Source organism: Paenibacillus sp. FSL M8-0228, from assembly GCF_038007385.1.
GTDB lineage: Bacteria > Bacillota > Bacilli > Paenibacillales > Paenibacillaceae > Paenibacillus > Paenibacillus polymyxa_D.
Genome location: NZ_JBBOXA010000001.1, coordinates 1,496,803 through 1,509,556, shown reverse-complemented (window position 1 = coordinate 1,509,556; position 12,754 = coordinate 1,496,803). Strand labels below are relative to the sequence as shown.

Below are 12,754 nucleotides of genomic sequence, written 5' to 3'. Positions count from 1 at the left end.
TCCTACATATTCATCATCATTAAAGCCGGAGCGCCCACCAGCACAATTACCGTTAGCAAAATCAGCGCCATCGGGAATACCAGCTTAGATGAAGCCTGCTCCCCTCTTGTGCGGCTAATTGAAGTCCGCTTGCCCCATAACGTCTGGGACAACTCACGTAAAGCCATCACGAAATCGCTCCCGCCGCGCCTCAAATTCAACAAAACTGTCGTCGTAAATACTGTCATTTCCTGAATACCACAACGTTTGCTCAGGTGCTCAAATGCCTGTTGAAAGGAAAAGCCGCTTTCCCATTCTGCCACCGTCTGCCTCAGTTCTCGATACAACGGATGTTCCGTATCCGCCCCTTTACGTTCCACGCAATGTAGCAATGCCCGTTGTACCGTCTCACCTGCACCTACTAAAAGCATCATTTTACTCAACAGTTCAGGCAGTTCCATTAAAATTTGCTGATCCCGCTTCTGTACTTTCCCGTGCAAATCCTTGATCAGCGCGATGGGTACCAGAAGACCAAGTCCCAATCCGAGCACCAGCCCGGTCGCATCCCCACCCAGCAAAAGCGATATTATAGCTCCACCAGCAGCCATCATATATCCGTAACCCAACATTTCTGCCAGAAAAAGCATCGTTTTTTCTCCGCTGTTACGCATACCATACAGCTTTTGCACCGAACGCTGGAGCTTGAACATTAGCAAAGGCAGTCTATGAGTAGCACGTGAAGCATGAATCATGTGTACAAATGGGACTGAAAGTCTTTGCAGCCGCAGTCCCTCCAACTTCATATGGCGAAAATGCGCATACTTAGCACCGTGCATCTGGTTCAGCACCACCCAACCTCCCACTTGCAGAACCAGCATGACCAGACAAATCAACATCACCACACCCATCTCTCCTTACACTTCAATCTTCATAATGTGGTTGATCCACACGAGACACCCACCAAGCACCAATAAACAAAAGGTTGATAAAATCATACCTGTACCGCTGTATAAGGGCATCATGTAATCACCCGCTGTCATGGTCATAAACAATACAAACAAAAAAGGCGCCGCAAACATAACCCTCGATTCAAAACGTTTCTGCGCAATCATTACACCGATCTCCTGCTGAATTTCCAGCTTCTCACCAATGACACTTGAAGCTCGTCTTACGACTTCCACCAGATCACCTCCGGTTCGTTTGCAAGCCGCAAATACGTCCGCAAAATTCGTAATATCTTCCATCTGCGCCCGACGGGCCAAATCCTGCAAAGCGGTTTCTACAGGCTGTCCGATTTCGAGACAGGCGGTAATAATGTTAAATTCAAAAATCAGGTCGTGATCTCCATCTGGACTAAGCAATCTCAAATCCTCTATTGCCTCACGAAAACCATTCTCCACCGACCTTCCCGCTGAAAGAGAAGACGAGAGCGAATATAAAGCCTGTTTGAATTGGATGCTTAGGGCAGACCTGCGTCTTTGCAGCAAAAATTGCCTAAAATAACGAGGCATCACCCCAGCCCCGGCAGCGCACAGCAACGATAATATCCATTGGTGATAAAATAGATAACCGATCATCGCGAACAACACGCCACTAAAGAATATGCACAGACTTTTTTGTACTGTCGATAATGTATACACCGTATAATCTGGCAGAGAAGGGGCCTCACGTGATACTTGCTTGGCCGCCGTTTTTCCTGACTTCACACTGATACGCCTCCCCTGTGCCAGTTTTCCGGATTGATCCCGGCCATTTGCAGCTTCAAAGTATGTTGCAGACCCTCGCCACAACGTTCCAGACCTCCTACGATTCGCCCCTTGCTTTCTCCTCGCTCCTGAAACCGATAAAGGGGGTTAAGCGTCACCTCACCCTTTTCAAAACCAATCACTTCGCTAATTTCCAGCACTCGTCTGGATTTGTCGCGCATCCGTGACAGATGAACAAATATATCAATAGCCGAGCTGATCTGCTGTCGTACTACTCCAAGCGGAAGCTCTGCCCCTCCCAGCACCATCGTTTCCAGCCGGCTGACCATATCGCGGATATTATTCGCATGCCCAGTTGACAAGCTCCCATCATGGCCAGTATTCATCGCTTGCAGCATATCCAATGCCTCACTTCCCCGGACCTCACCCACCACAATGCGGTTGGGCCGCATACGCAGGGAGGAACGAATCAGATCACGAATTGTGATTTCTCCCTTCCCCTCGGTGTTCGCGTTCCGTGTTTCCATGGAGACCAGATTAGGGACCGTCACAATTTGCAGCTCTGCTGAATCTTCAATGGTAATAATCCGTTCAGATGGCGGGATAAATTGGGATAATGCATTCAGAAAAGTTGTTTTACCAGAACCCGTTCCTCCGCTTATAAAAATGTTGTACTTGCTACGTACCAAGTCCTTGAGCATAGCAGCGGCTTCTGCATCCAGCGCACCCATTCGTATCAAGTCATCCATCGTCATAGGACGCTCGGGAAACTTCCGTATGGTCATCGTCGGACCCTTGAGAGCAACCGGAGGTAGCACAATATTTACGCGTGATCCATCCTTTAATCGGGCATCCACAATGGGGGAAGCCTCATTCACAATTCGATTCACCCCGGCTACAATCGTCTGGATTAAATCCTCCAGTCGCTCGCGGGATTCAAATTGATCGGGTATCTGCATCACCTCACCAGCCCGCTCCACAAAGATTTCCCGGTGACTGTTGATCATAATTTCCGTAACGGTCGGGTCGTCAATCAATGGCTGGAGTACGTCCAGCCCACGGAAAGAGTTAAAAATCTTGCGGACAAGTGCGTGCTTCTCACGGGAAGTTAAGCCCACCAGCTCTACATCGTGTAAAATTCGATTTTCAATATGCCGTACCAGATCTGCATCCTTTACCGAAGACGTTACGTCCAGCCCGTTTCGGATATCTGCTCGCAATGCCTTAAATCGTCCCTCATTCATGTTCATCAGCCCCTTTTAAGACCAAACGGTGGCCGGATGTGTTACACCGTCCACATTCAGCAGCTCGCGGCATAGATGACGAATTTCCCGCTGATAAATCGGTGAACTTAGCAACAGCTCACGGTGCTGCATCTGTTTCCATGAAGGTATATAGGGTAAGGCTCCGTTTAGCTCCATGAAGTCACGAGGTAACGAGTTGATCATAGTTCCCATATAGCGGTTCACCACAAAGCTGGTTTTGCATATCATGTCTTCAAGCCCTTCAGGCCGCGTGGTTTCTAAAACATCCAGCCATAATCCGCACTTGTGCATGCTCATTAAATCGTCTGCCAGCAGCCAAATCAGCTTATGACTAGCTTCAAGCACGGCTTGAGCCCGATCACCTTTTTCAGAATCGCCATCTACGATCACTACATCATACTGTCCACTTTCGGCAACTGTTCGAATCAGCTCTTTCGCTTCATCACAAGTCATGTCCGTCAGCTCCTTGCGATTATAGACAGGCTGAAAAGTATCCGCCTGAATTTCAGGGCGACGAACACAATAGGAAGCCATGGATAACGGAGTCTCCTCACTCCCTTCTGCCTTGAGATCATAGAGCAGCCTGGACAGCCCTTCTCCTTCTGCTCCGCTAGCACTGCCTGAACCAGTGAATAATGAGCTTGAATCCACCGTCTCCAGATTCAGATAGAATACCGAATATCCCTCATTCCCCAGCTGTTTGGACATATTGAGTGCGGCCGTTGTCTTGCCCAGTCCTCCGGAAGCTGCTACCATGCCGATAATCATCCCACCTTCCCGGCTGTTTACACTTTTCCGACCATTTGACTTCTGTCTCGCCGTTTCCAAAATAAAACCGACCAGTTCAGATAAAGGCTGATATTTTAATAAAGGCTGTCCATATTCCCTAACTTGTTCTCCCTCATGCAATACCAAACAAGGAATATCAGCAGCTTCCCTGTCTGTCCATAGATTCAAAAAGGCAGTTTCACCAACCACCACATCCGGTCTTTTCATTCCGCTGGTTTCCATCATGTATTGATGAAATGCCTCCGGTTGCGAAAAAGCCGTTATTCTCAGCCTTCTAGCATACTCGCTTCCGTGAACATAATTCAGCAGCGGCTCAATATAATCCCGACCTTCTACGGCTAATACCACTTTCACTGGAATCATAATGCTCATCCCTTCCCTAACACAACAACGCAAAAAAGCACCGTTCATCCATCCGTAAGTACATACGGTTGGTGAACGGTGCTTCCGTCACGTGCAATCTATTACTGGTAGAATAGCATAGCGCTTATATTAGAGCAAGTATTTTTTGTGCAAGTATCTTCCAAAATCCTCGTACTAAGAGAAGGCGGGCAGTCTAGCCCCGCCTCCTACCATCTTCATCTTAGTAGAATTTGTGGTGACGACGATGACAGTCATGATGGCGATGATGGCGATGATGACGTTTCCGGCAATGACATTTCATATCAAAATCTTCATGTTTCCGATGATCACGTTCAAATTTAGGTTTAAACTTAATGACAGTCACCTTAATGATCTTCTTAAAGACACGTTTTTTTGGCTTTGGAAAATGACAATGATGCTTACGATGTTTAAACATTTAAATTCGCCTCCATTTCTTTGAGATAGAATATACTATGGAAGCAGCGAACCATCGGTAACCAGCATATGACTATTTATGAATTTACTGGGCGAATTAATGATCTACCTCCAGCTTAATATCCGGATCATAATCCGCCACAATTAGAACATCCATATGACGTGCTTGACGAAGAATCCTCGGCACAACCGCAGACTTCCCCCAACAGCTACTTCGGGAAGACTGCCCCACGATGAGCTGCGTACCTGAATATCCTTCCACCGGAGCAATCAAAATGTCGGCAATCTCGCGTCGGCTGGAAACAAGCCGCATCTCAAAGGTTCCCCCCAGTCGGTGGGTCAACAACTTTAGTTGTTCCAGACGAGGGTTCAGTCTCTCGGGTATACACTCACCGACATGAACATACGTCACAATCCACACAGCCTTTAGCCGAAAGGCGATACGAAAACCACGGCGGATCAACCTTTCAGCATTTTCGCTTAGCGTCACGCCTACGAAGATCACTTCCTCCCTGCGCCACGGTCCCCGAAGTGATTCGTGTCGATCCCAGGATTCTAGCCGCTCATCTACGTCATCTGCCAATTCCCGCAAAGCAAGTTCACGCAACGCAATCAGATTGCCCAGTTTAAAAAAGTGGCTAAGTGCCTGTTCCACCTTCGCAGGATCGTATATTTTGCCCTCACGCATACGCTGCTGCAACGATTTGGGAGCCACATCAACAAGCTGCACTTCATCGGCCAGACGCATCATATGGTCGGGAACAGTCTCTCTCACTCGTATGCCAGTAATCTGTTCTACCGCATCATTTAAGCTCTCCAGATGCTGTACATTCATTGTGGATATCACAGAGATCCCTTGTTCCAAAATGGCGAGCACATCCTCATAGCGCTTGGATCTCAGACTTCCTGGGACGTTGGTATGAGCCAGCTCATCAATTAGCACCACCTCGGGATTGCGCCTGAGAATAGCTTCGGTGTCCATTTCTTCCAAGTGTGCGCCATGACGCTCAATGGACTGACGAGGGATCATCTCCAGAGAGCCTACCTGGGCCAATGTTTCTGCTCTTCCGTGCGTTTCCAGCAATCCGATAACCACATCAATCCCGCTCTCCAGCAGATCGTTTCCCTCTCTCAGCATCGTGTATGTTTTGCCGACCCCCGGAGCAGCGCCAATGTATACCTTGAGCTTGCCTCGCAGGATTTTGGCTGCCTCAGCCTGTGCTTCCTCAACGCTCAAACGATGATACGGGTCATTCTCTTCTACCTCCTGTCTCATCGTTGGTAAAATTCGCTCACCCTCCTGCTCGGCTCGGTCCGCAATCAGCAGTAGATCCATATTTTTCATTCGTTTTAAAATCCCGTTCACCAGCGATCCTTTCATCAGCTCCTGCCACGGAGTCTGCCGAGAATGTCCCATAACAATACGGGTAACATTGTGCGTCACCGCATAATGAATCAGTTGGCGAGGCAACCTTCTGCGGGAAAAAAGCGGGATTTCTTCAAATGTTGATCCTATCTTGTCGGCCAATTGCTCAATTGAGCGCTTAAAGGCTGCTGATTCCTTGGACAGCTTGCGCTTCGAGCTGACAAAGGAGACTACTAGCATATCTCCACCCAACCGCTTGGCGACCTGTTCCCCCCTGCGTACATAAATGGACCCATTCCAATGATATTGGACAGGTACTAAAATACGCTCTGCGGCTCCTGACGCCCCGTGCAAGCCCAACTCCTCCCGGTGCCGTTCCAGCGAATCATTCACATCCTCTGCTACCAATCGCAAGGCAAGCTCACGCAATTTACCCAGATTTCCCCGGTGAAACATCTCAGGATTGGGCGTATGCATGTAGCCTTTCGCCAGCCGTTCCAAAATCATCTCCGGGGTGGCATCAATCAGACGAATTTCATCCGCCAGCTCCAGTGTATCAACCGGAACCGTATATTCCGCTTCAAAGCCTGTCAACTGATATACCCACTCCGTAATTCCTTCGAGTTCATAAACATTGACCGTCGTAATGACGCTAATCCCCTGCTCCAGCAAATACCGAATATCCTCCAGCCGTGTTGGAAATGGGGCGTCTTTCCGGTTATGATGTGCCAAATGATCCACCAGTACCACCTCAGGATTTCGTGCCACCAAAGCTTCCACATCCAGATCCTTTTGCTCCTCACCATCTTTTATCCAATGAATACTAGGCACTCGCTCCAACGTGCCGACCTGTTCCACGGTCTCAGGCCGCTGCATGGTCGATACCGCACAAATCACAACATCGATACCTTCATGCTGCAGCGACCGTCCCTCATGCAGCATGTGATACGTTTTACCCGAGCCACTGACCGCACCCATGTATATTTTGAGTCTGCCTCGATGCAATTTGTTAATCGAATCCAGTATTTCCTCTGGTGATTTACGTTTGAAGCTCTCCACTTTCGTTCCTCCCCACAGCGTAGCCGCTCGTTCCGTCCATCTTATATGGTTGTAATGAATGTACTCCCGTGTCCCAATCAATTCAAGATGATCAATCAAGCTTGCCCCAAAAAAAGCCGCACAGGGTAGCATAAGCGCAAAAAAACGTGCATTCAGGTCTCCTATGCCTGAATGCACGCTATTTTGGGTAACTCATATGGGATCACTTCCTACAATCACTTGCTATCTTCGCCAACGATCCCCCGTTGTTGAATTAACTTTTGCCATACCACACCATGAGACGGGGAAAAGAGAAAAGCCAAAAGCAGCAACACACCCGATACACACAGCATACATGCCGCAATAGAAGCATCCAATACACTTGCTGTGTAAAAGCCTGCGACCGAGCTGATGGCTCCAAGTCCGACACTGTATACAATCATACGGGACAACTTCTCCGTCAGCAAATAAGCGGTAAGAGGCGGTACAACGAGCATGCCAACCACCAGAATTGCGCCCACGCTCTCAAATGACGCCACCGTCGTTAATGAGACGAGACTCATCAGCAGATAATGAAAAAAAACAACTGGAATGCCTAATGAAGCTGCCAAAGCGGGATCGAAGGAAGTAATTTTAAATTGCTTGAAAAAGCCCCCTATCACGAGCAAATTGATCAAAAACATCGCACCCGTAATCCACACAGCCCTCGGACCGACATCAAAGCCAGCTATCTCTAACGTATTCCACGGCACATAAGCAATTTCCCCATATAAAACGTGATCCATATCCAGATGGGCATTGGAAGCAAACACGCTGATCAGCAAAACACCGATAGCAAACAATGTCGTAAACACCACGCCAATGGCAGCATCACTTTGCAGACCGCTTTGTTGGAACAGCTGAATCAGGTACACCGTTAGAAGACCCAGCACTGCCGCACCAAACATCATCCACACCGAATCTCTCGATCCGCTGATGAGAAAGGCAATGACAATCCCCGGCAGTACCGCATGACTGATTGCATCACCGATCATAGCCATTTTTCGGAGCACAAGAAAGCACCCAACGATACTACATCCCCCTGCCACTAACATTCCCGTCAAAATTACATAAAATGAACTCATAGGGCACGCTCCTCCCTTGGCTGTGTTCCGACTGTCAGCTCCAGATTTTTCCTGGCGTTCAACCGAACGATAGCCTTGGAGATCATCCCGCGCTGCGGCGCAAAAATCAAGCTCATTCCAAACACCACAGTCGCACACAACACACATAACGGTCCTGTAGGCAGATTTTGCCCCAGAGAGCTAATGAGCGTCCCACCAAGCCCCGCTATAGCACCAAACAAGCCTGATAAACACACCATGACACCCAGCTTCTCTGTCCAGTATCTTGCCGACACTGCCGGGGTAATCAGCAAGGCAGCCATCATTATGACTCCCACGGCCTGAATGCCAGCAACCACCGCAATGACAATCAATAGCATCAACAACTTATCCAGCCAACCTGCCGGAAAACCAAGTCCGCGCGCAAAGCCAGGGTCAAAGCTGAGCAGCTTAAATTCCTTGAAAAATAATATACATATTCCGATGAGTACCACTGAAATTACCGCCATCGTATAGACATCAGACAATACCATTGCCGCAGCTTGACCAAATAGAAATTTGTCCAATCCACTTTGGTTTCCTGCGCCACTATGCTGAATTTCGGTCAACAACATAATGCCAAAGCCAAAAAATACCGACAGCACCGCTGCAATCGCCGAATCGCTTTTAATTCGCGAATACCGGGTTAACGCACTGATGGCAAAGGTCGCAACAATCCCTGCAATGGCGGCCCCAATCATAAATCCAAACACAGATTTTGTACCTATGATCATAAAAGCCACACATACCCCCGGCAAAGCCGCATGTGCCAAAGCATCTCCCATGAGCGACTGCTTGCGCAAATACATAAAACTGCCAATCACCCCGCTGCTTAAACCGAGCAAAATGCAGCCCAGCAAAATCCACTGCATGTTTGGATCGGTCAAAAGCGCTGCCAAGCTTGTCATACTGCTCACCTCACTCCAAGTATCGTGCCGGAATCCGGGCCTGTTTTGAGTATACTCAGACGCCCGCCATACGTACGCTGCAGATTTTCCTCGGTAAAAATATCTGTCGTCTCTCCAAACGCCATAAGATGCCCGTTCAACAGCATAACCTGATCAAAATAATCCGTGACTGTAGATAAATCATGATGAACGACAAGCACGGTTTTACCCTGCTGTTTCAAATCGTTGAGCAATGAAATAATGGCTTTTTCCGTTGCAGCGTCCACACCGACGAACGGTTCATCCATAAAATAAAGCTGAGCGTCCTGCGCGAGTGCTCTGGCTAAAAAAACACGTTGTTGCTGGCCGCCAGACAATTGACTAATCTGTCTGTCTGCACATTGGCTCATTCCAACTTTGTCCAAACTCTCCATTGCAGCCTGACGATCTGCTGCTCCCGGACGCTTAAACCAGCCCAATCTGCCATACCGTCCCATCAAAACCACATCCAATGCGTTCGTCGGAAAATCCCAATCCACCGACTCCCGCTGTGGTACATAGCCAACCTTAAGCAGCTGTTGCTTATAGGGCTTGCCGTAAACTAGCACCTCGCCCCTAAGCTTTGGAATCAATCCAAGCGTTGCCTTGATCAGTGTAGATTTCCCAGCCCCGTTCGGGCCGATAATACCAATCAGCTTGCCTTCCGGCACCTCAAAGGAAACATCGAACAAAACGGGCTTTTTTTGATAAGCTACCGATAAATCACGAACGACAAGTGGTGAATGCCCCATGTATCTCTGCCTCCTTATTTAAGAGCTTTAACAATCGTATTGACGTTATGCTTGACCATTCCGATATATGTTCCATTTTCTGTGCCCTCTTCACCCATGGCATCCGAATACAGCTCGCCACCAACCTCAATTGTATGACCTTGCTGAGCGGCCCCCTGAATAACCGCATCTATGGCCTTTCTCGGAACACTAGATTCTACGAATATGGCCTTGATTTTATGCTCCACCAAATAATCTCGCAGCTTGGTCACATCTTGAGAACCCGCTTCTGATTCTGTGCTCATACCTTGAAGTCCTCTCACTTGAATGTGGTAGGCATCTCCGAAATAGCCGAAAGCATCATGTGCCGTGACAAGCACGCGCTGGGCTTCCGGTATACTGGCAATCTGCTCTCTCGTGTAATCATCCAGCTCTCGCAGCTCAGTAAGATAGGCTTCTGCGTTGGCCTTATATTCCTCCGCATGAACAGCGTCTAGCGCCGACAATTCATCTCTGACGGTTTCTACTGCAGACATCCAATTCTGTACGTTAAACCAGATATGTGGATCATGCTCAGATCCCATTTCCGGGCTACCTGCACGCAACTGATCCTGTGCGATGTTTTTGGACACGGGTATGACGGGTTTTTGCTTGCTGATTTTCTCCAGAATGTCCTGCATTTTTCCTTCCAGATGCAATCCGTTATAAAAAATAACGTCGGCCTGATCCAGCTTGCGCATATCTCCCTGTGAAGCCTTGTACAAATGCGGGTCAACGCCTGACTTCATAATTCCCGTGACCTCCACATAATTACCGCCGACCTTGCCGACAATGTCAGAGATCATACCGATGGTAGCCGTAGCCTTTATTTTTTGTCCCGTCTCTCTCGCACTTCCCTGCTCCTTCTTCTTAGCATCGGTACATGCAGTCGCTAGAACCAGAGCTAGAGACAATACTCCAACTGTCGTTACCCAGCGCGGCAAAGCCTTCTTAAACTGCTTTTTCATGTTTTAAAATCCTCCTTTGAATTTCGTTTTGGGACAAACTATTTCCTTGATTCAATTATTTTTTATCAATACTATATTTTAGAGTATACACTAAAGTTTTTACCTAGGGAAACATTTTGTGAAATATAATTCTTCTTATGTATTTCGTTATACCGTTCGATTTTCGTTCTCCCAATGTGTAATATATAGAAGATATCCAATCGTTAAACCAAAGAATACATATAAAGAGGTGTAGGTCATGAAGCCAATAGGGTACAGCCCATATCGGAACAAACGTCGGCAAGTTCGGATACGAAAAATACTGCTCATTTTTATGCTGGTATGCTGTCTGCTTGCCCTAACTTCCTGTGCTCGAGGTGACATCCATGTAGATGTTCATCTCGATCAAAGTGTAGATATGGATGCGACGTTCAGCGTAAACAACCAGACACTGATGATGTTGGACAATCCCGGGGTGCTAGATCAATTAGTCAAGCGTATTCAAAGCAACAATGTAGATGTACAGCCGCTAGCTGAACAGGGAAGAAAGGGATATCAAATCAAGGGGCATTATCAAGGAGATTGGAGCACAAACAAAAAAAATCCCAGTCAGGGATTACATCTACCTGAGGGATTAGAAATAAAGCGCGCTGTGAGCCAACATTTTTTCACAACGAATATTGATCTTACCATGAAGCTCGATCTACCACGGATGCTTCCTGAAGAAGCTCAAGGACTGAGTGACAAATTTAAGCAAATGAATGTGTTTGCGCGCAAATTACTGGAGCGGCAGCTGGATCTTAACTTCAGCCTATCCTTACCCATCCAACCTGCTACCCATAATGCGGACCGTGTGTCGGAAGACGGAAAAACACTGTACTGGAACATTGCTCCATTGGAATCTAACGAGCTAAAATTGTCTGTTAACGTGCCCAATGTACGACATATCATGTATGTAGCTGTTACGAGCCTGATATTGATCGTGATCGCTGTGATCTTACTAATTCGTAGACATCGCTCCAAAAAAGAAACTTAAAAAAGAAACTAAAAAAATCGTTGTCTAATTTCTGGTGGGGGGATCAGACATTGATCCTCTTCATCCTTGCCAAACCAACGATATCGGTTACGCGCCACCCAGTTATAGACTGCGTTGCGCACAAAGCGGGGTACCAGGATGAAACCATAGGCCAGCGGGTATGGAAAACGAAGACGTTTGGCAATTCGCAAAGCCGCGGTGGACCTTGTATAATACGTACCGTCTTCAATCAGCACGAACGTATCCAGCTGATCCGCAGATAGTCCTCCTGCACGTAATAGTTCTTGTCCTGCCTCGGATTGCAGGGAACCAAAATGAAATTTCCCTTTAGGGTCACGCTTGATAATAAAGCGGACTGCTCCCTGACAAAAGTGGCATACCCCATCCACCAACACAATGGAGTAATCTGAATGAGCATGATCAGACTGGTTCATATAGCATTTCACCTCCAGGAAATCAACGGCATGAATACAATCAACGCAACCATATGAATATAAACAAAAAAACGCCGAAATTATCCGACGCTTGTTTAGAAATGTATAGTCTTTACCTGTTCGAAAAACTAGCTCAATGCTTTCTCAAACAGCTGTTTCGTATTAATTTGCTCTAAAAACTCCTCATGGAACTTATCCATACACTTGCAGATAAAATCCTTATGGCATACCGGGCAAGGCGTCGTTAGCAGTCGACTAATATTCGTCAAGGTCCACTCCGGATGACGTTGAGAAAAAACGCGGCACTCCGTTCCATCGGCCAAACTCATTTTAAACTCATAAAGCCCTTCTTTTTCGTTGCTGCCAGCCAGCGTGAAATTAACAATATTCGGTCTGTAAGACATCATATCACCCGTATTTTTCAAATTTGTTTCGTACCTGATGACCAGAATCACCTAAGCCATCTTAATGAATTTTGGCGATGATGTCAAATGGTCGTGAATCTCAGCGAATCAAGATCTATGTGCAAAAGCCCCCGATAAATCGGCGGCCAGAGTG

General features: G+C 47.4%; 12 protein-coding genes. 1 reads left to right on the top strand and 11 read right to left on the bottom strand.

Annotated features, from left to right (window positions below):
- Nucleotides 1-2: 2 nt before the first annotated feature.
- The 9 genes from MKY98_RS06900 to MKY98_RS06860 all read right to left on the bottom strand — a co-directional run bounded on the left by MKY98_RS06900 (nt 3) and on the right by MKY98_RS06860 (nt 10,747).
- Nucleotides 3-887, bottom strand: a complete 885-nt coding sequence (locus MKY98_RS06900; protein WP_081317600.1) for a type II secretion system F family protein — start codon at nt 885-887, stop codon at nt 3-5.
- A gap of 6 nt (nt 888-893) precedes the next feature.
- Nucleotides 894-1,685: a type II secretion system F family protein gene (locus tag MKY98_RS06895; RefSeq protein ID WP_069012193.1), complete on the bottom strand. Its 792-nt coding sequence runs from the start codon at nt 1,683-1,685 to the stop codon at nt 894-896.
- Complete coding sequence (locus MKY98_RS06890) at nt 1,682-2,929, bottom strand: CpaF family protein (protein WP_069012194.1); 1,248 nt, start codon at nt 2,927-2,929, stop codon at nt 1,682-1,684. The genes MKY98_RS06895 and MKY98_RS06890 overlap by 4 nt, the downstream gene beginning before the upstream one ends.
- 15 nt (nt 2,930-2,944) lie before the next feature.
- On the bottom strand, nt 2,945-4,102 hold the full coding sequence (locus MKY98_RS06885; RefSeq protein WP_069012195.1) for a hypothetical protein: 1,158 nt from the start codon (nt 4,100-4,102) through the stop codon (nt 2,945-2,947).
- 532 nt (nt 4,103-4,634) lie between these two features.
- Nucleotides 4,635-6,962: a histidine kinase gene (locus MKY98_RS06880; protein WP_069012209.1), complete on the bottom strand. Its 2,328-nt coding sequence runs from the start codon at nt 6,960-6,962 to the stop codon at nt 4,635-4,637.
- 215 nt (nt 6,963-7,177) lie between these two features.
- Nucleotides 7,178-8,065 (bottom strand): metal ABC transporter permease, encoded by an 888-nt coding sequence (locus tag MKY98_RS06875; protein WP_069012197.1) that lies wholly within the window; start codon nt 8,063-8,065, stop codon nt 7,178-7,180.
- Complete coding sequence (locus MKY98_RS06870; RefSeq protein WP_069012198.1) at nt 8,062-8,991, bottom strand: metal ABC transporter permease; 930 nt, start codon at nt 8,989-8,991, stop codon at nt 8,062-8,064. The genes MKY98_RS06875 and MKY98_RS06870 overlap by 4 nt, the downstream gene beginning before the upstream one ends.
- A 5-nt stretch (nt 8,992-8,996) precedes the next feature.
- Nucleotides 8,997-9,761, bottom strand: a complete 765-nt coding sequence (locus MKY98_RS06865) for a metal ABC transporter ATP-binding protein (protein ID WP_069012199.1) — start codon at nt 9,759-9,761, stop codon at nt 8,997-8,999.
- A gap of 14 nt (nt 9,762-9,775) precedes the next feature.
- Complete coding sequence (locus tag MKY98_RS06860) at nt 9,776-10,747, bottom strand: metal ABC transporter solute-binding protein, Zn/Mn family (RefSeq protein ID WP_069012200.1); 972 nt, start codon at nt 10,745-10,747, stop codon at nt 9,776-9,778.
- Nucleotides 10,748-10,985: 238 nt separating this feature from the next.
- On the opposite strand from MKY98_RS06860, the gene MKY98_RS06855 reads away from it, so the two are divergent.
- The gene (locus tag MKY98_RS06855; RefSeq protein WP_049816931.1) at nt 10,986-11,762 is read left to right on the top strand and encodes a DUF3153 domain-containing protein; all 777 of its coding nucleotides are present in this window, start codon (nt 10,986-10,988) and stop codon (nt 11,760-11,762) included.
- An 8-nt stretch (nt 11,763-11,770) separates the two neighbouring features.
- Here the strand turns inward: MKY98_RS06855 and MKY98_RS06850 are convergent, their stop codons facing one another.
- Nucleotides 11,771-12,196, bottom strand: coding sequence for a thiol-disulfide oxidoreductase DCC family protein (locus MKY98_RS06850; RefSeq protein ID WP_069012201.1), 426 nt, complete (start codon nt 12,194-12,196; stop codon nt 11,771-11,773).
- Nucleotides 12,197-12,324: 128 nt separating this feature from the next.
- Nucleotides 12,325-12,651 carry a hypothetical protein gene (locus MKY98_RS06845; protein ID WP_013309265.1) on the bottom strand — a complete coding sequence of 109 codons (327 nt, stop codon included), beginning with the start codon at nt 12,649-12,651 and terminating at the stop codon, nt 12,325-12,327.
- Nucleotides 12,652-12,754: the final 103 nt, after the last annotated feature.

Coding starts and splice junctions, on each gene's coding strand:
- MKY98_RS06900 (WP_081317600.1), bottom strand. CDS start 887: ATGGGTGTGGTGATGTTGATTTGTCTGGTCATGCTGGTTCTGCAAGTG.
- MKY98_RS06890 (WP_069012194.1), bottom strand. CDS start 2,929: ATGAATGAGGGACGATTTAAGGCATTGCGAGCAGATATCCGAAACGGG.
- MKY98_RS06885 (WP_069012195.1), bottom strand. CDS start 4,102: ATGATTCCAGTGAAAGTGGTATTAGCCGTAGAAGGTCGGGATTATATT.
- MKY98_RS06875 (WP_069012197.1), bottom strand. CDS start 8,065: ATGAGTTCATTTTATGTAATTTTGACGGGAATGTTAGTGGCAGGGGGA.
- MKY98_RS06870 (WP_069012198.1), bottom strand. CDS start 8,991: ATGACAAGCTTGGCAGCGCTTTTGACCGATCCAAACATGCAGTGGATT.
- MKY98_RS06865 (WP_069012199.1), bottom strand. CDS start 9,761: ATGGGGCATTCACCACTTGTCGTTCGTGATTTATCGGTAGCTTATCAA.
- MKY98_RS06860 (WP_069012200.1), bottom strand. CDS start 10,747: ATGAAAAAGCAGTTTAAGAAGGCTTTGCCGCGCTGGGTAACGACAGTT.
- MKY98_RS06855 (WP_049816931.1), top strand. CDS start 10,986: ATGAAGCCAATAGGGTACAGCCCATATCGGAACAAACGTCGGCAAGTT.
- MKY98_RS06850 (WP_069012201.1), bottom strand. CDS start 12,196: ATGAACCAGTCTGATCATGCTCATTCAGATTACTCCATTGTGTTGGTG.